Below are 22,017 nucleotides of genomic sequence, written 5' to 3' on the forward strand. Positions count from 1 at the left end.
CCCCTTCCGTCGAAGCGTTTCGCCTGGCCGTGCGCCCCAGTGGAGTATTGCCAACGTGTGATTTGCTCATTAAAGTCACGTATCACGCTGGGTTGAAACGTTTAAATTCCATAGCTCCGTCCCCGCCGCAAGGGAGCCCGCATGCTGCCCTCGAAGCTTTGGCGCGCGACCACCACGACGCTCGCCGCGATCCTGGCCCTGTCCGCCGCCGCCGTTCCGCCCGCCGGGGCCGCGCCACCGCCGGACCTGGCCGGCGCGCACTGGATCTGGTACCCCGAAGGCGACGCGCGCGTCGCCGCGCCGGCCGGGACCCGGTACTTCCGCACCACATTCACCGTGCCCGCCGCCGCGGTCACCGACGCCCGGTTCGTCGTGACCGGCGACGACACCGCCGACGTCTGGCTCAACGGCAAGCCGCTCGCCTCCTCGGCCCGGACCACGGACTCGTGGCGGACCGCACTGCCGGTCGACCTGCGGCCCGCGCTCACCCCCGGCGTGAACACCCTCGCCGTCGCGGTCCGCAACGCCGCCGGCCCGGCCGGCCTGCTCGGCAGGCTGCGGGTCACCACCACGGCGGGCACCACCGACCTGACCACCGGGACCACCTGGAAGAGCGCGACAACCGCGCCGGAAGGCTGGGAACAGCCGGGCTACGCCGACGGGACCTGGGCCGCCGCCGCGGACCTCGGCGCCTACGGCACGACGCCCTGGGGCACCCGGGTCACGACCCCGAACCCGTCGGCGGGGACGCCGCTCTCGGTCGCGAGCGCGACGGTCGGGCAGCGGGCGAACCCGCTCGGCGTCGATCCCGCCCAGGTGCGGTTCGGCTGGAAGCTCGCGTCTTCGGCACCGCAGCAGCGCCAGTCGGCGTACCAGCTCGTGGTCTCCGCGGGCGGAACCGACCTCTGGGACAGCGGCCGCGTCGCCTCCGCGCAGCAGGCCGACGTCGCCTACGGGGGTCCCGCGCTGACCTCGCTGGCCGCCTACACCTGGCGCGTCCGCGTCTGGGACGGCGAAGGCCGGATGAGCGGCTGGAGCCCGGTGCAGCGGTTCGAAACCGCGCTGCGCGCTCCGGCGACCGAGTGGACCGGCGCGTTCCTCGGCCGCGCCACGGCCGGTCCGGACCTCGCCGGCGCGAGCTGGATCTGGTACCCCGAGGGCGATCCGCTCGGCGGCGTGCCGCCGGCCACCCGGTTCTTCCGCAGGACCCTGGACCTGGCCGCCGCCCCCGCGAAGGCCACCCTCGTCGTGACCGGGGACGACACGGCCACGGTGTGGGTCAACGGCACCCGCGTCAGCGACTCGCCGCGGGTGCCCGACTCGTGGAAGACCGCCGCCGTCGTCGAGGTCGGCAGCCTGCTGACGGCCGGGACGAACACGATCGCGGTCAGCACCGAGAACACCACCCAGAGCCCGGCCGGGACGATCGCGAAGCTCACCGTCCCAGGTGGACCGGCACTCGTCACCGACGGCACGTGGAAGGCGAGCCAGACCGGGCCGGACGGCTGGCAGCAGCGCGCCTTCGACGACAGCGCCTGGCCCGCGGCCCGCGCGCTGACCGCGTACGGCACCGGGCCGTGGGGCGCGAACGTCGCCGTGAGCGCCCCCGCTCCCCTGCTGCGCAAGAGCTTCACCGTCTCGAAGCCGGTCGCGAGCGCGCGGCTGCTCACTACCGCGCTCGGGCTGCAGGAGACCCACCTCAACGGCGCCAAGGTCGGCGGCGAGGTCCTGGAACCCGGCTGGACCGACTACACCAAACGCCTGCAGTACCGCGTTTCCGACGTCACCGGTCAGGTCCGCGCCGGGGAGAACGTGCTCGGCGCGATGGTCGGCAACGGCTGGTACTCCGGGAGCATCGGCATCGCCGGCAGCCAGAAGTACGGCACCGAGCCGTGGTACTCCGCGCAGCTGCGGCTGACCTTCACCGACGGCACGACCACCACGATCGCGACCGACGGCAGCTGGAAGGCCGGCGACGGCCCGATCCGCGCCGACAACCTCTACCAGGGCGAGACCTACGACGCGCGGCTCGCGGCGGCCGGCTGGGACCGGCCCGGGTTCGACAACCGCGGCTGGGCGGCACCCCGCGTCAGGACCGGGGCGAAGCCGAACCTGGTGTCCCAGGTGGACAACGGCGTCACCGTGCAGCAGGAGTTCAAGCCCGTCGCGTGGACGCAGCCCAAGCCGGGCGTGTGGGTCGCCGACCTCGGCCAGAACTTCAGCGGCTGGAACCGGCTGTCCGTGACCGGCCCGGCCGGCACCACGGTCACCATGCGGCACGCCGAGGTGCTCAACCCGGACGGCACGATCTACACGGCGAACCTGCGCGCGGCCCAGGCCACCGACCGGTTCACGCTGGCGGGCACCGGCGGCGCCGAGACGTACGAGCCGCGGTTCACCGTGCACGGCTACCGGTACGTCGAGCTGACCGGTCTGCCGTCGGCGTTGGCGACAGTGACGTTGACCGGCCGGGCGATGTGGACGTCCGGCGCGCAGACCGGGACGTTCACGACGTCGAACACGGTGGTGAACCAGCTGCAGCACAACATCCTGTGGGGTGAGCGCTCGAACATGCTGTCGGTGCCGAGCGACTGCCCGCAGCGCGACGAGCGGCTCGGCTGGACCGGTGACATCGGGATCTTCGCCGGCACCTCGACGTTCAACCTCGACGTCGCGAACTTCCTCGGCAAGTTCAGCGACGACCTGGCCGACGCGCAGCACGCCGACGGGTCGTTCACCGACGTCGCGCCGGACGTGCTCGGCGGCTCGGGCACGGCGGGCTGGGGCGACGCGGGCGTCATCGTGCCCTACACGCTGTGGCAGCGGTACGGCGACACCGGCGTGATCGACGAGCACTTCGCCGCGATGGTGAAGTGGGTCGAGTACCTGCGCTCGACGTCCGGTGCCGACCTGATCCGCGACCACCAGACCTACGGGGACTGGCTGAACGTCGACGACAACACCGCGCAGGACCTGATCTCGACGGCGTTCTTCGCGTGGTCGTCCCGGCTGGTGTCGCGGATGGCGGCGGCGACCGGGCACACCGCCGAGGCGGCGAAGTACGGCACGCTCGCCGACCAGGTCGGGGCGGCCTTCACCGCGCGGTTCGTGGCGGCCGACGGCACGGTGGGGGCGAACACGCAGACCGGGTACGTCCTGGCGCTGGCGTTCGGGCTGCTGCCCGCCTCCCGGGTCCAGCCCGCGGCGGACAAGCTGGCGGCCAAGGTCGCGGCGTCCGGCGGACACCTGAGCGTCGGCTTCCTCGGCGTGGAGAACCTGCTGCCGGTGCTGGCGGCGCACGGCCACGCCGACGTCGCCTACCAGGTGCTGCTGCAGCCGGGCTTCCCCGGCTGGGGCTACATGATCGGCCACGGCGCGACGACGATCTGGGAGCGCTGGGACGGCATCAAGCCGGACGGCACCTTCAACGACCCGGGGATGAACTCGTTCAACCACTACGGCCTCGGCTCGGTGGGCGACTTCCTCTACCGCTCGGTGGGCGGCCTCGCCCCGGCAACACCGGGGTACGCGTCGCTGCTGGTGGCCCCGCGCCCGGGCGGCGGGCTGACGTCGGCGAAGGCGGCGTACGAGACGCCGTACGGCGGCGCGGTCAGCGACTGGTCGATCGCGGCCGGGAAGCTGACGCTGCGGGTGACGATCCCGGCCGGCGCCTCGGCCACGGTCCAGGTGCCGACTTCGGCGCCGGGCTCGGTGGTGGCGCCTCCGCAGGCGGTGCCGTCGGCGCCGGGAACGTACTTCCTCCCGGCCGGGTCGTACGCGTTCACCGCCCCGGCGTGACCCGGTGAGCCGGTGCCGCTCCGGCGGCACCGGCTCAGCCCGGGAGCAGCTTCAGCCGCAGGTGAAAGTTGTCCAGCGTCGCCGGGAGCGGGCGGTCCGGGGCCAGTACCGGCCCCGACGCCTGCTCGAAACGGTGCTCACGCAGCAGGTTGGCCAGCATCGTGCTCGCGCAGAACAGCACCAGATCCCGGCCCGGGCAGACGGCCGGGCCCGCGCTGAACGGGACGAGCGCGGGGTTCGCGCCGGCGCGGCCGTCGAGCCAGATCTCCGGCTCGAACCTGTCCGCGTACGGCAGGTCCGCGTCGCGGTGGAAGAACGGGGCGAAGATGAGCACCGTCGTGCCCGCCGGGCCCCAGGACGTCTCCTCCGTGGTCTCGCGCAGCACCATCGGCGTGGTCGGCCACAACCGCACCGCCTCCAGCGTGCAGGCCCGCAGGTAGCTCAGCTGGTGCGGCTCGGCGAGGTCGATGCCCCCGGCGTCCGTGCGGGCGCGTTCCAGCGCCGCCGGGTGCGTGGCCAGCAGGGCCAGCGTCCGGAAGGTCGCCATGCCCGCCGCGTCGAACGCGAACAGCCAGTGCGCGACCTGGTCGGCCGGGCCGACGTGCGGGTCGGCGCCGGCGGCGGCGACCACGGCCACGAGGCTGCCGGGCTCGGCCCGGCCGAGGTGCGCGGTCAGCCGGTCGTGGAACCGCGCGCGCAGCTGCTTGCGCCGGGGGTGCGCGTAGGCCCAGTTGGCGGCGAGCCGCAGACGGGCGAGCTGGTCGGTGACCGTGTCGTCGTCGCGGGCGTGGTCACCGAGCACGACGCGGCGGACGAGCCGCCACCAGGCGGTGTTGAAGGCCTCCCAGCTCAGCTCGCCGCCGGGCGTGGCTTCGGCGAGCAGGACGGCGGCTTCCCCGGCGATCGCCCGCGCGAACGGCGCCGCGAGCTCGTGCAGCGGACGGCCGGGCTCGAGGACGGCTTCGGTGAACCGCCGTCGCGCGACGCGGTCTTCGGCGTCCGAGATCAGCACGCCGTGCGGCTGGAAGTGCCCGAGCGCGGCCCGCTTCTCCACTGTGGACGGACTGAACGGCGTGGGCGAACCGGCCAGCACCGCCCCGACGTCCTCACCGGAGAGCGCCAGCTCGACGGACCGGCCGGGAACGCGCAGCTTCAGCGGCCGGGCGCCGTGCCGGTCGCGCAGGCGCCGCAGCAGGCGGACGGCCGGGCGGTCGAACTGGAGCTTCTCCGCCATGGCCATCGCCGCGGGCCGGCGCTTGATCACCCCGCCCAGCAGGGTGGGCAGCGCCACCCCCACCGCGACCTGCACGGTTTCGGCCACGGACGCGGTCACCGGTTCGGTCCTCGTGGGCTTCCCCTGAGTGGAAGTCATGAGGTCCGGCTACCCGGTGGGCCGGTCCGGAAACGCCGTCAGCGGCGCAGGGCGAGGTTCAGCACGTCACCCGCGTGGTCCAGGCAGTCCGCGCAGATCACCGCGTCCCGCGCGGCGCAGGTGACGCGCAGCAGAGGGCGCCGGAGACCGAGGAACGTCCGGCGCTCCCGGCGGCCGCAGAACCCGCAGACCGCGGCCAGCGGCGACGTCACCGCCGCCAGGACGTCCCCGGACCCGCTCTCGCGGTCCGCGCCGTCCCGCACCACCCGCAGGCCGGCCCGCACGCAGTCCAGGCAGATCGGCCCGTTGCGGCCGGGCACGCGGGGGTCGCGCCGCCTGCCGCAGAACCGGCAGGGTGCGCCGGCCCCGTTCGTCGCCGTCACCCGCGGCCTCCTCACGGTTTCGCCGCCCACGCGCCGGGAATCCGGGCCGCGGCGCGCCTCTCCCGCCACGCTACCCGGCTCCCGGGTACCCGGCGATCGCGGTGCGCCCGGCGGCACCCGGACTTACGCTCGGCCGGGTATCGGCAACACGCGGACCTCCCGACCGCGGTGGCGCGGGCACGAGCGGGCAGGAGGAGACTTTGTCGTCGTTGACCGTGTTGTTCGGGGTGGCCGGGCTGCTGGCGCTCGCCGCGGCCATCGTGCCGAAGCTCGTCGCGGACCGGCCGTTCTCGGTGCCGCTGGTGATGCTCGTCGCCGGGATCGGGCTCGGGCTGCTGCCGCTGCCCGCCCCCTACGGCGACGGCTGGGGCGACCCCGCCGCCCACCTGCACGGGGTCGAATCCTTCACCCAGCTGGGCATCCTGGTCGCGCTCGCCGGGGCGGGCCTGTCCGTCGACCGGCCGTTCGGCCTGCGGCGCTGGGGCTCGACGTGGCGGCTGCTCGCCGTGACCATGCCGCTGTCGATCCTGGCGATCGCCGTGCTGGGGTACTGGTGGCTCGCGCTCGCGCCCGGCGTGGCGTTGCTGCTGGCCGCGGCGCTCGCGCCGACCGACCCGGTGCTGGCGGGCGACATCGGCGTGCCGCACCCCGACGTCGAGCCGGAACTGGCCAGGGACAACGAGATCCGCTTCACGCTGACCACGGAGGCCGGCCTCAACGACGGCCTGACCATGCCGTTCGTCCTGCTCGGCCTGGCACTGGCGGGCAGTGAGCCCGAGCTGGACCTCTCCTGGGTGCTCGTGGACCTGCTGCTGCCGGTGGCGATCGGCGTCGCGGTCGGCCTGGCCGCCGGGCGGCTGCTCGGGTGGGCGATCTTCCGGGCGCCGTCGGACCGGCTGCGGCTGGCCGAGTACGCCGACGGGCTGGTGCTGCTCGCCCTCGCCTTCGTGCCCTACGCGCTCGCGGAACTGGTGCACGGCAACGGGTTCGTCGCCGTGTTCGTCGCGGCGGTCGCGGTCCGCACGCAGGAGCGGGAGCACGAGTACCACGGCGTCCTGCACGCGTTCGGCCACCAGCTGGAACGGCTGTTCGTCCCGCTGGCCCTGCTCGGGCTCGGGCTGGCCATCGGGGACGGCCTGCTGAGCGGGCTGCGTCCCCTCGAGGTGGTGATCGCCGTCGTCGCAGTCCTGGTGGTCCGGCCGCTGGTCGGCTGGCTTTCGCTGCTCGGCGCCCCCTCGCCCGGACGGCCGGCCACCGCGGCGATCGCGTTCTTCGGCGTCCGCGGCATCGGCACGCTCTACTACCTCGCCTACGCCCTCAACCGGCTCCCAGTACCGCAGCAGGACGTGTTGTGGCGGGTCGGCGCGGTCGCCGTCGCCGTGTCGGTGGTGGTGCACGGCGTCCTCGCGGAACCGGCCATCCAGCGGATCGAAGAAATGGGGGGTCACCTGCCCGCGCACTGATGTGTAGGCCCGCATCGAGTGGGTAACCGACCAGTAAGGCCCTTTTGGCGACTGGCCGATCCGGAAATGTCGCCGCGACCGGAAGGTGCACCCATGAACGACAAGTTCGAGAACAAGGGCGAAGAGCTCAAGGGCCGGGCCAAGGAAGCCATCGGTGACGCCACCGACAACGAGCAGTGGCAGGCCGAGGGCAAGTCCGAGCAGGCCAAGGGCTCGCTCAAGCAGGCAGGCGAGAAGATCAAGGACGCCGTGAAGGGTGTCAAGGACAAGAACTGACGCGTCCGTCCGCTGCCGCACCCCGGATCCCGGGGTGCGGCAGTTCCTTCTGGGGGTGACCGGTGTTCGAAGGCTTCACACTCGACCACGTCGACGTCGGGGACGTGACCCTGCGCGTCCGCCACGGCGGTTCGGGTCCGCCGCTGCTGCTCGTGCACGGCCATCCGCGCACGCACACGACGTGGCACCGGGTCGCCCCGCTCCTCGCGGACCGCTTCACGGTCGTGTGCCCGGACACCCGCGGCTACGGCGAGTCCACCAAGCCGCCGACGGACGAGGACCACACGCCCTACAGCAAGCGCGTCATGGCGGCCGACTGCGTCGCGCTGATGCGGGAGCTGGGGCACGAGCGGTTCTTCCTGGCCGGGCACGACCGCGGCGCGCTGGTCGCGACGCGCCTCGCGCTCGACCACCCGGACGTGGTCCGCGGCGCGGCGATCCTCGACTCCATCCCGGTCGGCGAAAGCCTGGCCCGCTGCCACGCCGAGTTCGCGCAGGCGTGGTACCACTGGTTCTTCTTCGCCCAGCCGGAGCGGCCCGAGCGGGCCATCAACGCCGACCCCGACGCCTGGTACAACGTCGCCACGAAGAACACGCCGGAGCGGCTCGGCGAGGAGAACTTCGCCGACTTCCACCGCGCGATCCACAACCCGGCCACGGTGTCGGCGATGCTCGAGGACTACCGCGCGGGCCTGGGCGTCGACCGCGCCCACGACGACGCGGACCGGGCCGCCGGGCGGCGGATCACCTGCCCCGTGCTGATCCTCTGGTCGAGCCTGGACGACCTCGAGGAAATGCACGGCGACATCCCCGCGATCTGGCGCGAGTGGACCACCGACCTCCGCGACGCCTACACGATCAAGTCGGGCCACCACATGGCGGAGGAGAACCCGGAAGACCTGGCGGCCGCCCTCGGCGGCTTCTTCAGCGGCCTTCCCGCCGGCTGAGCCGCTCCCGCTGCGGAACCACCACGTACTTCGGATCCCTTGTGGACGCCACCCCGGCCGCGTAGACGCCGAACCGCGTGCACAGGCCCGACGCGAGGTAGGCCGCGCCCGCCAGCACCCCCGCGGCGCGGTTGCGCCGAGCCGCCAGCGAGAGCCCGGCCCCGGCCACCGTGAGCGCCTTCGCGGCCTTCAGCAGCTTCCCCGCCCGGCCGGTCCGGTACGGCTCCGACGCCAGCCCCAGCCCCGTCTCCAGGTGGTGCTCGGCCACGAGTTCGGCGACCGCTCCGGCAAGACCCGCCCGGACGACCGGGCCGCTTTCTTCGGTCGTCAGAGCCCCGGCGAGCAGGGCCGCGCCCGCGCCGCTGGTCACCGCGCTGCCCGCGAACAGCACCGGGAGCGTCCCGTGGGCTTCGTGCCACGACGGCGTCGCCGTGTCCGCCAGCAGCACCGCCGTGTAGGTGCACATCGCCGGCCCGAGCGCGCCCGCGGCCGCCCCGGCCAGGCGGCCGGCCAGCGGCAGCCGTCCGGTCAGTTCGGCCGCCGCCGACACCGCCGCCAGCCCCGAGAACGGCGACAGGATCCACGAGCCCACCGAGAGCGGCGACGTCGGCTTCAGCACGCGCAGCATGTGCAGGAACCGCATCGGGCGGCCCAGGTCGTGGATCAGCGCCACGACGCTCGCCAGCGAGCCACCCGACGCGACGAGCCGTCCCACCCGGACCAGGCCCGGGCGCCCGGTGAGGTCGGCGAGCACCGCCATCGTCGCCGATGCGCCCGCCGCGCCGCCGAGGAACAGGTACAGCGGCACGTCCGGCTCCTTCCAGGCCGGCTCCTTGAGGATCGGCCTGCCGTAGTAGGACTTGAACTCCGCGGGCTCGACCATCGTCCGTTCACGACGCGGGCTCATCGGCGCCGCCCCAGGAACGACGCCGCCAGCGCCACGGCCACCCCGGCGGCCGTCACCGCGGCCCGCTTCCACATCGCCGGCAGGTCCCGGGTCGTCACCACCGGGTCCGGCGGCAGGCCGTAGACCTCGGGTTCGTCCAGCAGCAGGAAGAACGCGCCGTCGCCGCCGACGCCGTCCTCGGGGTCGTGGCCGTAAAGCCGGGCCTCCGGCACGCCCGAGCCGTGCAAGGTCTTCACCCGCTCGTCCGCCCGGGCCCGCAGCTCGTCCAGCTCGCCGAACTGGATCGAGTCGGTCGGGCACGCCTTCGCGCAGGCCGGTTCCATGCCCGCGCCGAGCCGGTCGTAGCAGAGGGTGCACTTGAACGCGCGGCCGTCGGACTCGCGCTTCTCGATGACGCCGTACGGGCACGCCGGCACGCAGTAGCCGCAGCCGTTGCAGATGTCCTGCTGCACCACGACCGTGCCGAACTCGGTGCGGAACAGCGAGCCGGTCGGGCAGACGTCGAGGCAGGCCGCGTGCGTGCAGTGCTTGCAGACGTCGCTCGCCATCAGCCAGCGCACGCCGGGGTCGTCCTGCCCCGGCGCGCCGACGTCCGGCATCCCCAGGTCCACAGTGGACTCGACCGGCTTCGGTTGCTCGATGAACGCGACGTGCCGCCACGTGTTCGAGCCGAGGTCGCCGGTGTTGTCGTAGGACATGCCCAGCAGGTCGAGCCCGCCCGCCTCGGGCACGCCGTTCCACTCCTTGCACGCGACTTCGCAGGCCTTGCAGCCGATGCACACCGACGTGTCGGTGAAGAACCCCATCCGGGGCTGGGTGCCGTACTCAGCCATCGGCTCGCCTCCGGTACTCCTCGACCATGGCCGGCAACGCGGCGCCGCGCGGGCGCCGCCCCGCCCGGATGTCACAGGTGGCCGCCTTCGACTCCTGGATGTGCACGTTCGGGTCCATCACGATCGACAGCAGGTCGTTGGCCGCGTCGCCGCGCGAAAGGCCGTTCGGGCCCCAGTGGTAGGGCAGGCCGACCTGGTGGATGGTCCGGCCGCGGACCTTCAGCGGCTTGACGCGGTCGGTGACGAGCACCCGCGCCTCGATCGCCGTCCGGGCCGAGATGATCGTCGCCCAGCCGCCGTTTTCGAGGCCGCGCTCGGCCGCGAGCGCCGGGGAGACCTCGCAGAAGAACTCCGGCTGCAGCTCCGAGAGGTACGGCAGCGTCCGGCTCATGCCACCGGCGGTGTGGTGCTCGGTGAGCCGGTAGGTGGTGAACACGTACGGGTAGACGGAGCTGCGCGCCGGGTTGTACGGGTTCGACGGGCTCTCGAGCGTCTGTCGCGTCGGCGACTCCTGCCGGCTGTAAAGCGCGTTGTCCACCGGGCTCTCGAACGGTTCGTAGTGCGCGGGCAGCGGGCCGTCGGCCAGCCCGGCGGGGACGTAGAGCCACGCCTTGCCGTCGGTCTGCATGATGAACGGGTCACGCCCGCCCAGGGCGTCCTGCGCCTTCGCGCCTTCGGGCGGCACGTGGTCCGGCGCCTTCGTCGGCTCGAAGTCCGGGACGTCCGGCCCGACCCACTTGCCCTGCCCGGGGTCCCAGCTGAGCAGCTTCTTCCGCTCGCTCCACGGCTTCCCGTCCGGGTCGGCCGACGCGCGGTTGTAGAGGATCCGCCGGTTCGCCGGCCACGCCCAGGCCCAGCCCTTCGCGATCCAGTCCTGCTCCGAGCCCGGCTGCCGGTTCGCGGCCTGGTTCTTCCCGTCCGCGCGGACCCCGCAGTAGATCCAGCAGCCGCAGGCGGTCGAGCCGTCGTCCTTCAGCTGGGTGTACGCCGAGAGCGGGCCGTCCGGGCCGTGGCCGTTGATCTCGGCGAGCACCGACTCGGCGCTGGGGTCGTCGGTCTCGCCCTCGACCGGGTAGCTCCAGGTGAGGTCGCGGATCGGCGCGTCCCGCGGGTCGTCGCCGATCCGCTCCCGGATGATCCGGCCCAGGTGGTAGTAGAACCACAGGTCGCTGCGGGCGTCGCCGGGCGGCTCGACGGCCTTGTGGTGCCACTGCAGGAGCCGTTGCGTGTTGGTGAAACTGCCGTCCTTCTCCGTGTGCGCGGCGGCGGGCAGGAAGAAGACCTCGGTGCCGATCTCCTCGGGCTTCAGCTCGCCGGTCTCGATCTCCGGGCCGTCCTTCCAGAACGTCGCGCTCTCGATCAGCTGCAGGTCACGCACGACGAGCCAGTCGAGGTTGGCCAGGCCGAGCCGCTGGAACTTGCCGTTCGCCGAGCCGACCGCCGGGTTCTCCCCGACCAGGAAGTAGCCCTTGCACTCCCCCTCGATCTGCTTCTGCACGGTCGCGTACGTCCCGTGGTCGCCGGTCAGCCGCGGCAGGTAGCCGAACCGGAAGTCGTTGTCCGGCCGGGCCGACTCGCCCCAGTAGGATTTGAGCAGGCTGACCGTGTACGAGCGCATGTTGCCCCAGAACCCGGTCTTGCCGGCGTCCGCCGCGACGAACTCGTCGAGGCTCTGGTGCTGGTGCGCGTGCGGCATCGGGATGTAGCCGGGCAGCAGGTTGAACAGCGTCGGGATGTCGGTCGAACCCTGGATGCTGGCGTGCCCGCGCAGGGCGAGGATGCCGCCGCCGGGGCGGCCGATGTTGCCGAGCAGGGTCTGCAGGATCGACGCCGTCCGGATGTACTGCGCGCCGACCGTGTGGTGTGTCCAGCCGACGGAGTACACCCACGCCGTCGTCTTCTCCCGGCCGGAGTTCGCGGTGATCGCCTCGGCGATCTCCAGGAACTGCGCCACCGGCAGGCCGCAGACGTCGGCGACCATCTCCGGCGTGTAGCGCGCGAAGTGGCGCTTGAGCACCTGGAAGACGCACCGCGGGTGCTGCAGCGTCTCGTCCCGCTCCGGCTTGGCGCCGACCGCCGCGCCGCCGCTGCCGTAGGTGTCCGCCCGGGCGGTGCTCTGGTGGCCCTCGCCGCCGTGGTGCTGTTCCGAGCCCGGCTCGCCCGGCTGCTCGGGGTCGGTGGACCCGGCGGCGGGCACGGTCGGCACGCCCTCGTACTGCCAGGTCGTCATGTCGTACTGGCGCCGTTCGGGGTCGTAGCCGGAGAACAGCCCGTCCAGGTCCTCGGTGTCGGCGAAGTCCTCACGCAGGATCGCGGCCGCGTTCGTGTAGGCCAGGACGTACTCGCGGAAGTCCTTCTCCCGGGTGAGCACGTGGTTGATCAGGCCGCCGAGGAACGCGATGTCCGTGCCGGCGCGCAGGGCCGCGTGGACGTGCGACACCGCGCTGGTGCGGGTGAACCGCGGGTCGACGTGGATGATCTTCGCGCCGCGGGCCTTCGCCTCCATCACCCACTGGAACCCGACCGGGTGACACTCGGCCATGTTGGAGCCCTGGATGACGATGCAGTCGGCGTTGGCGAGGTCCTGCTGGAACGTCGTGGCGCCTCCACGACCGAAGGAGGTCCCCAGACCGGGAACCGTGGCGGAGTGTCAAATACGGGCCTGGTTCTCGATCTGTATCGCGCCCAGCGCGGTGTACAGCTTCTTCATCAGGTAGTTCTCTTCGTTGTCCAGCGTCGCGCCGCCCAGGCTCGCGAAGCCGAGCGTGCGGTTGAGGCGGCGGCCGTGGTCGTCGACGTCCTGCCACGTCTCGTCGCGGGTCTTCAGGACCCGGTCGGCGATCATGTCCATCGCCTGGTCGAGCGACAGCGGCTCCCAGTCGGTGCCGTACGGGCGGCGGTAGAGGACCTCGGTGACGCGGCTCGGGCTGGTCACGAGCTGCTTGCTGGCCGAGCCCTTCGGGCAGAGCCTGCCGCGGGAGATCGGCGAGTCCGGGTCACCCTCGATCTGGGTGACGCGGCCGTCCTTGACGTAGACCTTCTGGCCGCAGCCGACGGCGCAGAACGGGCAGACGGACCGGACGACCCGGTCGGCGTCCTCGGTGCGCGCGTGCCATTTCTCCGAACCGTCCGATTTGGCCGCGGCGGCGCGGGCCGTCCGGTCGGGCCCGGTCAGCTGCCGGTACACCGGCCAGCCTTCGAGCCACCGCCGTACACCCATGTCTGGCACGGTAGTAGCGATACCCGGCGTTCGCAGGTCTAACCACCCGTGCGGCGGGTGCCGTCGCCGAGCGGTTCGGTCCGGCCCGCCGCGTCGAGGCGTTCCAGCAGGGGGATCATCACCCGGCGGGTGCTGTCCAGGGCCCGGCGCGCCTCCGACACCGTGAACGGCTGCGGCAGCGCGCGCAGCGCCGCCGCGGCCCGCTCTTCGACGTCCGGCCCGAGCACGACGCCCTCCGCGACCGCCGTCAACCGGCCGAGGCGGACGGCGGCGGCCAGTTCCTTCCGGCCGAGGCCGAGTGCGCGCAGCTCGTCCGCTTCCGGCGCGCGGAACGGGTGTTCCGCGAGCTGCTTCTCGATCACCTGCAGCGCCTTCTCGAGGGCCGGCGCCGGCCCGGCCCCGGGGCGCCGGACGAGCCCGCCCGCGACCTCGAACCCGGCGCCCAGCAGCGGGACGACCAGCTCCGGCGCGGGCAGGCCGAGCCGCTGCCGCAGGGCTTCGACCGGCATGCCGGCCGCGACGCTGTCCCACCCGCGCACGAGGGCGGCGGCCTCCGCGCGCAGCCCGGCGAACCGGTCCGGGTCGGCGAGCCAGCCGCCCAGCCGTTCGCCCCGTTCGGGCAGGCCCATCGCGGTGAAGTCCTCGATCCGGGCGAAACCGTGGCGGCGCAGGTACGTCCGGGCGAGGTCCGGGTCGTCGAGTTCGCTCCCCCGGGCCCGCGCCGCGCCCCGGCGGGTCAGCGGCGGCGGGTCGACGTCGAGGACGTCGAACCCGGCGGCGATCCGGTGCTCGCCGGGGTCGCGCACCAGCCCGCGGTCCCCGACGCGCAGCGGGAGCGCGGTGGCCGTGGTGAGCCGCGCGGTGTCCGTCCCGAGTGGACGGACCCGCACCGGGACCGCCACCGTGCCCAGGTGCAGCACCAGGTCCCGGTGCAGGTCGGCGGCGGCCGCGCCGCGCAGCCGGACATCGAACCCGGCCGTGGTGCGCCACCGGCCGGGCGTGAGCAGGACGTCGCCGCGCCGGACGTCGCCGCGCGCGGTGCCGCGCAGGTTCACCGCCACTCTCGCCACGGCCTCGACGCGCTCGCGGGGTTCGCCGAGCGCCTGCAGGCCGCGGACCTTCACCCGCACGGTCCCGAGGAGCAGTTCGTCGCCCACGGCGATCGTCCCGGCCGCGAGGGTGCCCGTGACGACCGTGCCCGCCCCCGAGACGGTGAAGGCGCGGTCGATCCACAGCCGGACGTCGGCGCCCGGATCGGGCGTCGGCAGGCCGCGGGTCAGTTCGCCGATCGCGGCGCGCACGCCGTCGAGGCCCGCTCCCGTGGTCGCGCTGACGGCGACGCTCGGCACGGCGCCCAGCGACGTCGCCGCGATCTCGCGCCGGGCCGCGGCCGTCGCGGCCGCCGGATCGGCCCGGTCCGCCTTGGTCACGACGAGCAGGCCGCGCCGGGCGCCGAACGCGTCGAGCGCGGCGAGGTGCTCGGCCGACTGCGGCATCCAGCCTTCGTCCGCGGCGACGACGAACAGCACCGCCGGCGCCGGCCCGGCCCCCGCCAGCATGTTCGGCACGAACCGTTCGTGGCCCGGCACGTCGACGAAGGCGACGTCCTCGCCGCCGATCCGGGTCCACGCGAAGCCGAGGTCGATGGTGAGCCCGCGGCGGCGCTCCTCTGCCCACCGGTCCGGCTCCATCCCGGTCAGCCGCCGCACCAGCGTCGACTTCCCGTGGTCGACGTGCCCGGCGGTGACGATCACCCGCATCGGCGCACGGCTTCCAGCAGCTTCGCGTCTTCCTCCGGCCGCACGGTCCGCAGGTCGAGCAGGCACCGGTCCTTGACGACCCGGCCGGCCACCGCGGGGTCGCCGGTCCGCAGCGCGGCCGCGTACCGGGCGGGCAGGCTCACCGCCGCGCTGGGCAGCTCGACGCCGGGCGCGCCCCCGCCGCCGACGGCCGCCACCGAGGGCACGACCTGCGCGTCGACGCCGTCCAGGGTGCTGACCAGGGCTTCGGCCCGGATTCGGAGGCTTTCGGCGGATGCGGCCAAGGCGGCGCGGACCGGGGGTTCCGGCCCGCGCAGGGTCGCTTCGAGGGCGGCGAGGGTGAGCTTGTCGACGCGCAGGGCCCGCGCGGCGGGGTGGCGCCGCAGCCGTTCGACGACGTCCGCGTCGCCGAGCAGCAGGCCGGCTTGCGGGCCGCCGAGCAGCTTGTCGCCGCTGGCCGTGACGATCGTGACACCCGCCTTCAAGGCGGTCGCCGCGTCCGGCTCGTCCGGCAGGAGGGGGTGCGGTTCGAGCAGACCGGAGCCGATGTCGGCCACGACCGGCACGCCGAGCCCGGCCAGCTCGCCGAGCGTGGCCTCCGCGGTGAAGCCGGTGACCCGGTAGTTCGACGGGTGCACCTTGAGGACGAACCCGGTGTCCGGGCCGAGCGCGGCGGCGTAGTCACCGGCGGTCGTCCGGTTCGTCGTGCCGACCTCGCGCAGCCGGGCGCCGGTCGACGCGAGGAGGTCCGGGATGCGGAATCCGTCACCGATCTCGACCAGCTCGCCCCGGCTGACGACGATCTCGCGGCCCGGGGCCATGGCGAGCGCGCAGAGCAGCAGGGCGGCGGCGTTGTTGTTGACGACGTGCACGGCCCCGGCGTCCGGCACGGCCGCGGCCAGCGCGGCGAGGGCGCCGCGGCCGCGGCGGGCGCGGTCACCGGTCGCGAGGTCGAATTCGACGTCGGTGGCCCCGCCGGCGGCCGCCAGGGCGTCGAGCGCGGCCGCCGAAAGCGGGGCCCGGCCGAGGTTGGTGTGCACGACGACGCCGGTCGCGTTGACCACCGGCCGCAGCGAGGACGCGCTCGCCGGGAGCCGCGCGAGGACGGTGCCGACGACGTCGGCCGGGGCGATCTCCCCGGCCCGCGCCGCCTCTTGAGCTGCGACGACGACGGATTTCACCAGGTCGCGGCCGAGGGTCCCGGCGAACCCGGCGATCCGGGGCTCGGCCAAGAGGGCGTCGGTGCGCGGGATCGCCCGGCGGGGGTCAGGCATGGCGGAGGCGGACGGGAATCGAACCCGCCAGCGGCAGGACCTGCCGCTCACCGGTTTTGAAGACCGTGCCGGTCACCAGGCCGGATACGCCTCCCTGAGCCATGGCTGCCATCCTGCCAACTCCGCGCCCGGCGGGCACGATGAACCGGTGGAGTACCGGCTGACGCAGTACGCGCACGGCGGCGGCTGCGCGTGCAAGATCCCGCCCGGCGAACTGGAGGCGGCCGTCCGCGGCCTGACCGGCGCCGCGCCCGCCGACCCGGCCGGCGAACTGCTCGTGGGCCTCGACACCGGGGACGACGCGGCCGCGGTCCGGATCTCCGGGAGCACCGCGCTCATCGCGACGACGGACTTCTTCACCCCCGTGGTCGACGACGCCTACGACTGGGGCCGCATCGCCGCGGCCAACGCGCTCTCCGACGTCTACGCCATGGGTGGCACGCCGGTCGTGGCCGTCAACCTGCTCGGCTGGCCGCGGGAGACGCTGCCGTTCGAGCTGGCCGCCGAGGTGCTGCGCGGCGGCCTCGACGTCTGCGGGAAGGCGGGGTGCCACCTCGCCGGCGGGCACAGCATCGACGACCCCGAGCCGAAGTACGGCCTGGCCGTCACCGGGATCGCCGACCCCGCGCGGCTCCTGCGCAACGACGCCGGCCGCGCGGGCGTCCCGCTGACGCTCACCAAGCCGCTCGGGATCGGCGTGCTCAACTCGCGGCACAAGGCCACCGGCGAGCGGTTCGAGCAGGCCATCCACGCGATGACGACGTTGAACGACGCCGCCGCCCGCGCCGCGCTCGCCGCCGGGGCCGTCTGCGCCACCGACGTCACGGGCTTCGGCTTGCTGGGCCACCTGCACAAGCTGGCCAGGGCCAGCGGCGTCACGGCCCACCTCGACGCGGCGGCCGTGCCGTACCTCGACGGCGCGCGCGAAGCCCTGCGCGACGGGTACGTCAGCGGCGGCACCCGGCGCAACCTCGACTGGGTGCGGCCGCACGCCGACCTGTCCCGGATCACCGAGGACGAGGCGCTGCTGCTGGCCGACGCGCAGACGTCCGGCGGGCTGCTGGTGGCCGGGGAACTGCCCGGTCACCCCGTGATCGGGACGCTGGGACCGCGCTCGGACCACACGATCGTCGTCGGCTGACGGTGTTTCCGCGCCGCTCGCGCCGGGTACGTGACCACCATGTCTGAACAGGACCGAGCCAGCTTCGAACGGCACCTGGCCGAGGCCGAATACCCCTGCGGCCGCGACGAGCTCCTGCGCCGCGCGGCCGCGGCCGGCGGCGGCGACTCCGTGCTCGGCTCGCTCGGCGGCCTGCCCGGCAGCGACCGGTACGAGAACTTCGACGCCGTCTGGGAGGCGGTGTCCGCCAAGCACATCGGCGGGGCACCCTAGGCGAGCCGCTCCACGGCGTCGCGCGCCTCCTTCAGGTCCGCGCCCGTGCTTTCGCGGTAGGCCTTGATCGCCTGGATCTTCTTGCCCTGGCGCAGCAGCGCGGTGACCTCGGCCAGCTCGGGATCGTCGACGGCGACCCCGAGCCGGTCGGCGATCGCGTCCAGCTTCCGTTCCACCCGCGCGAGCCGGCGGTCGACGCGGGTGAGCCTGCGGTCCGTGGCCGAAGACCCCAGTGCGACGACCGCGACGAGCACGACCACCCCGAGCAACAGCATCCCGTAGTCCATGGCGGGCCATGCTACTTCCGGAAACTGTCGGTGCCGGTGTTTATGGTGGCACCATGACCACGCTGACCGACCGGCCCGCCACCGCTCTCCTCGTCATCGACGTGCAGAACGGGGTGATGCAGGCCGCCCACGACCGCGCCCCCGTCATCGCCAACATCGCGACCCTGGTGGACAAGGCCCGCGCGGCCGGGGTGGAGGTGGTGTGGGTCCAGCACACCAGCGACGAGCTGCCGCGGGGCACCTCGACGTGGGAGTACGTACCGGAACTGGTGCGCGACGAGACGGAACCCCTGGTGCACAAGACGTACGGCGACTCGTTCGAGGACACCGACCTGGAAGCGGTGCTGGCGGCGCGGGGTGTCGGGAGGTTGGTGGTCGCGGGCGCCCAGACGGACGCGTGCATCCGCTCCACCCTGCACGGCGCGTTGACGCGGGGGTACGACGCGATTCTGGTCGCCGACGCGCACACGACGGAGGATCTGTCGGCGTATGGGGCGCCGTTGCCGGGTCAGGTGGTGGCGCACACGAATCTGTATTGGCAGTTTCAGACCGCCCCGGGCCGGACTGCGGGGACGGTGCTGACGGAGGAGGTGGATTTCGCGGTGAAGGCTCCGGCCTGAGGGCGGCTTTGGGGCCGGGTTGAGGCGAAGGGGACGCCGGAGGTAGCCGGGGCTGTGCGGGAACGGGAATGCACTGAGGCGAGTTCCGGCACGCCAGGCGCCGCCGAGGAGGCCCTCGGGGCGCAAGGCACGCGCCCCGAGGGCCTCCCCCGGCCCGCCAGACGCAACCGAACCCGCAGTGGCGCAAGGGAAGCCCGATGGGGGCGCGGACCAATGCACCGAGCGATGGCCCGCGCGCCGGACGCAGCCGAGATCGGCTTGGGGCGCAAGGGGTGCACCCCATTCCCCGCATCGGGTGCACCCCTGCCGCCGCTGCTACTCCCGCCGCTTGAAGCCGTACGCGCGCTCCACCCGGGCTACCTCGATGTGGTAATCCGCGTACCACTGCTCCCGCCCACGCCGCTGGGCTTCGAGGTGCTCCGGGTGCTGCTTCCACGCCTCGATCGACTCCGCGTCGCGGTAGTACAGCACCGTCAGCTCGCGGCCGTCGGTGTCCGTTCGGGACTCGCGGCCCAGGTAGCCCGGCTGGGCTCGGCCCAGCGTGGCCATTCGCGCGTCCATCTCCGCGTAGCCGTCGAGGTTGGGCTCGTCCAAAGCGCTGCTCACGATCACCGCGTAGTACGGCGGTTCGGGTCTGGTGAAGGACACCGCCGGAGCCTAGGGCGGGAAATCCCCTCACCCAAGCGGTTTTCTCACGCCGCGCGCAGGTGGTCGCGCAGGGCGCGGGCCACCCGGGCCATGAGCACGTCCGCCTCGGGCTGGAGCACCGCCGGGACCCTCGATTCCGTCAGCGCCACCACCCCGAACACGCCGCCGTCCGCGTGCTCGACCACGCCGGCTTCGTGCCGCATGTTCAGCAGCGTCCCCGTCTTCGACGACCACCGGGCCGCGTCGGAGGCGAAGTCGGGGGTCAGGCGGTGGCGGAGCACGTTGTGGGCCATCAGCCCCCGCACCCCCGCCGCCACCGACGGATCGATCTTCGACGGCGTCCACAGTGCCTGCAGCAGGTCGAGCAGCGCCCGCGCCGAGCCGGCGTTCGCGCGCGTGACGTCGAGCTGCGCGAGCCGGTGCCCCTGCCCGGCCGTGCCCGCGCCGATGGCGAGGGAATGGGCCAGGTCGACCTCGCCGTCGCCGAAGCGCTCGGCCGGCGTGTCGACGAGGTCGCGCATCGGGTGGCGCACCGCGATGCCGCGCAAGCCCCACTCCGCCAGCATCCGCGAGACATCGGCCGGGGGCGTCAGGTCGAACAGGACGTCGGCCGCCGCCCCGTCACTGAGGCACGTGCTCAGGTAGACCAGGTCGTCGACGGCGACCCGGGCCGGGTGCCGGAACCGCGTCAGCCCGATCGGCCCGGGCGTCGTGACGCCGCCGGGCGTCACCTCGATCTGCGTCGCGCCGTCGAGTTCGCCACGGCGGATGCGCTCCAGCGTCGCCGCCGCGAGCGGCACCTTCACCAGGGACGCGATCGGGTACGGGCGGTCCGGGTCGATCCCGAGCTCGACACCGGACTCCAGGTCGCGCACCAGGAATGACCCGCGCAGCCCGCCCTCGTCCAGCTCCGCCCGCAGGTCCCGGACCAGCGCTTCCGCGGTCATCGGCCGGCCCCGAGGCAGCGCCCGACGGCCGCGTGCAGCACCGTGCGCAGCCGGTCGGCGTCCTCGCCCAGCGCGGCGGCGACGGCGAAGCCGCGCGCGAGATCCAGCTCGCCGACCGGCCGCCAGTGCAGCCCCAGCTCGCCGGCCTGCGCGGCCGAGCACAGCAGCAGGTCCGCCGAGCCGAACACGCCCGCGGCCGCCGACGTGAGCGACCCGGCCACGGCGACCTGCGCGGGTGGCAGCCCGACGGCGTCCCGGACCCGCAGCACGCGGTCGCGGACGTGCGGGACGTCGTCCTCCGGCTGGATCCAGACGTGGCGGCGGGGCCCGGCGGCGGACCGGCCGGCGCGCAGCGTCTCCAGGTGGACCACCCGCCCCCGCGGCCGGGTCACCCCGGCCAGCCCCAGGGGCACGGACCACACCCCCTCCTCGGCCGGGACGGCGGTGAGCGCGGCCCGCACCTCCTGGACGCGGACGAGTTCGGCCCGCTCCCCCGGCGCCGCGGCGCGGAACTCCAGGTGGATCTCCAGGGCGCGGGCCTCCGCGGCGAGTTCGGCCAGGTCACGCACCCCGCAGGTGTCCGGCACGGCGACCCGCATCGGCCGCAGCCGCGCGCGCTTCGCGTCGTGTTCCATCGCGTCGGCGAGTTGCACGAGCCGGCGGGCCGACGGCAGCACGTCACGCCCGAACGAGGTGAGCCGCGCCCGGCGGGTGGAGCGGTCGAAGAGCCGCTCGCCGAAGTGGCGTTCGAGCGCGGCGATGCGCCGGCTGGCCACCGGCTGCGGAATGCGCGCGACCGCGGCGCCCGCCGTGAAGCTCCCCGTCTCACTCACGCTCACGAACGCCCTGCAGCCGCCGACCAGGTCCACGACCCCACTCTATGCGATTTCGGCATCGAACCGCTCACTTCCGTCTTCGACAGCATGAGCGAACTTCGCGAGACTGCGGTTGCCGATCAAGTCCCGGAAGGAAGCACCGTGTCGTTCCCCCACGTCAGGCGGGCCGCGCTCGCCGCGCTGGTCCTCGTGTCGCTCACCGCCTGCGCCGCCGAAGCCCCGGTGCCCCCCGCGCCGACGCCGACACCGGCATCAACGTCGTCGGCCGCCACCGCCCCCCAGCCGGACTTCGCGCCGCTCGAGCGCGAGTTCGACGCCCGCCTCGGCGTGTACGCCGTCGACACCGGCTCCGGCCGCGAATTCGCCCACCGCGCCGACGAGCGCTTCGGCTACGCCTCGACGCACAAGGCGTTCTCGGCCGCGGCGGTGCTCCAGCGCACGAGCCTCCCGGACCTCGGCAAAGTGCTGACGTACACGCGGGCGGACCTGCAGGCGAACTCGCCGGTCACCGAGAAGCACGTCGCCACCGGCGTTTCGCTGCGCGACGCGATGGACGCGGCCCTGCGCTACAGCGACAACACCGCCGCGAACCTGCTGTTCCGGGAGCTCGGCGGGCCGGCGGGGCTCGCCGCCGCCCTGCGCGGGATCGGGGACACGACCACCCACGTCGACCGGATCGAACCCGGCCTCAACGACCTCTCGCCAGGGGACGTCCGGGACACCAGCACCCCGCGCGCGATGGCCACCGACCTCCGCGCGTTCACCCTCGGCTCCGCGCTGCCGCCCGAGAAGCGGACCATCCTCACGGACATGCTGCGCGCCAACCGCACCGGCGCGGCGCTGATCCGGGCGGGCGCCCCCGCGGGCTGGGCCGTCGCCGACAAGACCGGCACCGGCGCCTACGCGACCCGCAACGACATCGCGGTCGTCTGGCCGCCGGGGCGCGCGCCGATCGTGCTGGTGGTCCTGTCCGACCGGAAGACCAAGGACGCTTCCCACGACGACCGGCTCATCGCGCAGGCGGCGAAGCTGGCCCTCGACGGCTTCCGCTGA

19 protein-coding genes and 1 tRNA gene are annotated in these 22,017 nt (G+C 73.8%); 8 read left to right on the forward strand and 12 right to left on the reverse strand.

The window, feature by feature from the left end; all coding sequences use genetic code 11:
- The first annotated feature begins 141 nt into the window (after positions 1-141).
- Complete coding sequence (locus ACH54P_RS06455) at positions 142-3,798, forward strand: family 78 glycoside hydrolase catalytic domain (RefSeq protein WP_489911402.1); 3,657 nt, start codon at positions 142-144, stop codon at positions 3,796-3,798.
- A gap of 34 nt (positions 3,799-3,832) precedes the next feature.
- Here ACH54P_RS06455 and ACH54P_RS06460 read toward each other — a convergent pair whose 3' ends face one another.
- Both ACH54P_RS06460 and ACH54P_RS06465 read right to left on the reverse strand, forming a co-directional pair.
- Positions 3,833-5,170 carry a cytochrome P450 gene (locus ACH54P_RS06460; protein ID WP_489911403.1) on the reverse strand — a complete coding sequence of 446 codons (1,338 nt, stop codon included), beginning with the start codon at positions 5,168-5,170 and terminating at the stop codon, positions 3,833-3,835.
- Positions 5,171-5,208: 38 nt separating this feature from the next.
- Positions 5,209-5,553, reverse strand: coding sequence for a hypothetical protein (locus ACH54P_RS06465; protein WP_489911404.1), 345 nt, complete (start codon positions 5,551-5,553; stop codon positions 5,209-5,211).
- 200 nt (positions 5,554-5,753) lie between these two features.
- Between ACH54P_RS06465 and ACH54P_RS06470 the strand changes: the two genes are divergently transcribed.
- From ACH54P_RS06470 to ACH54P_RS06480, 3 genes are all read left to right on the forward strand, one after another.
- Positions 5,754-7,016, forward strand: a complete 1,263-nt coding sequence (locus ACH54P_RS06470; RefSeq protein WP_489911405.1) for a cation:proton antiporter domain-containing protein — start codon at positions 5,754-5,756, stop codon at positions 7,014-7,016.
- Positions 7,017-7,109: 93 nt separating this feature from the next.
- Positions 7,110-7,292: a CsbD family protein gene (locus ACH54P_RS06475; protein WP_489911406.1), complete on the forward strand. Its 183-nt coding sequence runs from the start codon at positions 7,110-7,112 to the stop codon at positions 7,290-7,292.
- A 62-nt stretch (positions 7,293-7,354) separates the two neighbouring features.
- A complete protein-coding gene (locus ACH54P_RS06480) occupies positions 7,355-8,239 on the forward strand; it encodes an alpha/beta fold hydrolase (RefSeq protein ID WP_489911407.1) in 885 nt (294 codons plus the stop codon).
- On the opposite strand, the gene nrfD is transcribed toward ACH54P_RS06480, so the two are convergent.
- The 6 genes from nrfD to ACH54P_RS06510 all read right to left on the reverse strand — a co-directional run bounded on the left by nrfD (position 8,217) and on the right by ACH54P_RS06510 (position 16,327).
- Positions 8,217-9,146: an NrfD/PsrC family molybdoenzyme membrane anchor subunit gene (gene nrfD / locus ACH54P_RS06485; RefSeq protein WP_489911408.1), complete on the reverse strand. Its 930-nt coding sequence runs from the start codon at positions 9,144-9,146 to the stop codon at positions 8,217-8,219. The genes ACH54P_RS06480 and nrfD overlap by 23 nt on opposite strands.
- A complete protein-coding gene (locus ACH54P_RS06490) occupies positions 9,143-9,979 on the reverse strand; it encodes a 4Fe-4S dicluster domain-containing protein (RefSeq protein WP_489911409.1) in 837 nt (278 codons plus the stop codon). Before ACH54P_RS06490 ends, nrfD begins: the two co-directional genes overlap by 4 nt.
- Entirely contained in the window at positions 9,972-13,199 is a 3,228-nt protein-coding gene (gene fdh, locus ACH54P_RS06495) for a formate dehydrogenase (RefSeq protein ID WP_489911410.1), read from the reverse strand. Before fdh ends, ACH54P_RS06490 begins: the two co-directional genes overlap by 8 nt.
- Positions 13,200-13,237: 38 nt before the next feature.
- Complete coding sequence (locus ACH54P_RS06500; RefSeq protein WP_489911411.1) at positions 13,238-14,959, reverse strand: SelB domain-containing protein; 1,722 nt, start codon at positions 14,957-14,959, stop codon at positions 13,238-13,240.
- Positions 14,950-16,233 (reverse strand): L-seryl-tRNA(Sec) selenium transferase, encoded by a 1,284-nt coding sequence (gene selA / locus ACH54P_RS06505; protein WP_489911412.1) that lies wholly within the window; start codon positions 16,231-16,233, stop codon positions 14,950-14,952. Before selA ends, ACH54P_RS06500 begins: the two co-directional genes overlap by 10 nt.
- Positions 16,233-16,327 (reverse strand) — tRNA-Sec (locus ACH54P_RS06510). Before ACH54P_RS06510 ends, selA begins: the two co-directional genes overlap by 1 nt.
- 54 nt (positions 16,328-16,381) lie before the next feature.
- Here ACH54P_RS06510 and selD point away from each other — a divergent pair.
- Positions 16,382-17,374 (forward strand): selenide, water dikinase SelD, encoded by a 993-nt coding sequence (gene selD / locus ACH54P_RS06515; RefSeq protein ID WP_489911413.1) that lies wholly within the window; start codon positions 16,382-16,384, stop codon positions 17,372-17,374.
- Positions 17,375-17,413: 39 nt separating this feature from the next.
- On the forward strand, positions 17,414-17,626 hold the full coding sequence (locus ACH54P_RS06520) for a DUF2795 domain-containing protein (protein ID WP_489911414.1): 213 nt from the start codon (positions 17,414-17,416) through the stop codon (positions 17,624-17,626).
- On the opposite strand, the gene ACH54P_RS06525 is transcribed toward ACH54P_RS06520, so the two are convergent.
- Entirely contained in the window at positions 17,623-17,913 is a 291-nt protein-coding gene (locus tag ACH54P_RS06525; protein WP_489911415.1) for a hypothetical protein, read from the reverse strand. The genes ACH54P_RS06520 and ACH54P_RS06525 overlap by 4 nt on opposite strands.
- A 53-nt stretch (positions 17,914-17,966) precedes the next feature.
- On the opposite strand from ACH54P_RS06525, the gene ACH54P_RS06530 reads away from it, so the two are divergent.
- Entirely contained in the window at positions 17,967-18,533 is a 567-nt protein-coding gene (locus ACH54P_RS06530) for a cysteine hydrolase family protein (protein WP_489911416.1), read from the forward strand.
- Positions 18,534-18,848: 315 nt separating this feature from the next.
- On the opposite strand, the gene ACH54P_RS06535 is transcribed toward ACH54P_RS06530, so the two are convergent.
- Genes ACH54P_RS06535 through ACH54P_RS06545 form a run of 3 tightly spaced genes read right to left on the reverse strand, consistent with a single transcriptional unit; the run spans position 18,849 to position 20,997 of the window.
- On the reverse strand, positions 18,849-19,181 hold the full coding sequence (locus tag ACH54P_RS06535) for an antibiotic biosynthesis monooxygenase family protein (RefSeq protein ID WP_489911417.1): 333 nt from the start codon (positions 19,179-19,181) through the stop codon (positions 18,849-18,851).
- Between the two features lie 44 nt (positions 19,182-19,225).
- Positions 19,226-20,128, reverse strand: coding sequence for a serine hydrolase (locus ACH54P_RS06540; protein WP_489911418.1), 903 nt, complete (start codon positions 20,126-20,128; stop codon positions 19,226-19,228).
- Complete coding sequence (locus ACH54P_RS06545) at positions 20,125-20,997, reverse strand: LysR family transcriptional regulator (protein WP_489911419.1); 873 nt, start codon at positions 20,995-20,997, stop codon at positions 20,125-20,127. The genes ACH54P_RS06540 and ACH54P_RS06545 overlap by 4 nt, the downstream gene beginning before the upstream one ends.
- A 108-nt stretch (positions 20,998-21,105) precedes the next feature.
- On the opposite strand from ACH54P_RS06545, the gene bla reads away from it, so the two are divergent.
- A complete protein-coding gene (gene bla, locus ACH54P_RS06550; protein WP_489911420.1) occupies positions 21,106-22,017 on the forward strand; it encodes a class A beta-lactamase in 912 nt (303 codons plus the stop codon).

The sequence above is a fragment of the Amycolatopsis sp. N2S4-7 genome, assembly GCF_058119595.1.

Excerpts from the sequence above, each read along its gene's own strand:
- ACH54P_RS06540 (WP_489911418.1), bottom strand. The coding sequence starts at position 20,128 with ATGACCGCGGAAGCGCTGGTCCGGGACCTGCGGGCGGAGCTGGACGAG.
- ACH54P_RS06500 (WP_489911411.1), bottom strand. The coding sequence starts at position 14,959 with ATGCGGGTGATCGTCACCGCCGGGCACGTCGACCACGGGAAGTCGACG.
- selA (WP_489911412.1), bottom strand. The coding sequence starts at position 16,233 with ATGCCTGACCCCCGCCGGGCGATCCCGCGCACCGACGCCCTCTTGGCC.
- nrfD (WP_489911408.1), bottom strand. The coding sequence starts at position 9,146 with ATGAGCCCGCGTCGTGAACGGACGATGGTCGAGCCCGCGGAGTTCAAG.
- ACH54P_RS06520 (WP_489911414.1), top strand. The coding sequence starts at position 17,414 with ATGTCTGAACAGGACCGAGCCAGCTTCGAACGGCACCTGGCCGAGGCC.
- ACH54P_RS06455 (WP_489911402.1), top strand. The coding sequence starts at position 142 with ATGCTGCCCTCGAAGCTTTGGCGCGCGACCACCACGACGCTCGCCGCG.
- ACH54P_RS06460 (WP_489911403.1), bottom strand. The coding sequence starts at position 5,170 with ATGACTTCCACTCAGGGGAAGCCCACGAGGACCGAACCGGTGACCGCG.
- ACH54P_RS06490 (WP_489911409.1), bottom strand. The coding sequence starts at position 9,979 with ATGGCTGAGTACGGCACCCAGCCCCGGATGGGGTTCTTCACCGACACG.
- ACH54P_RS06530 (WP_489911416.1), top strand. The coding sequence starts at position 17,967 with ATGACCACGCTGACCGACCGGCCCGCCACCGCTCTCCTCGTCATCGAC.
- ACH54P_RS06475 (WP_489911406.1), top strand. The coding sequence starts at position 7,110 with ATGAACGACAAGTTCGAGAACAAGGGCGAAGAGCTCAAGGGCCGGGCC.
- ACH54P_RS06525 (WP_489911415.1), bottom strand. The coding sequence starts at position 17,913 with ATGGACTACGGGATGCTGTTGCTCGGGGTGGTCGTGCTCGTCGCGGTC.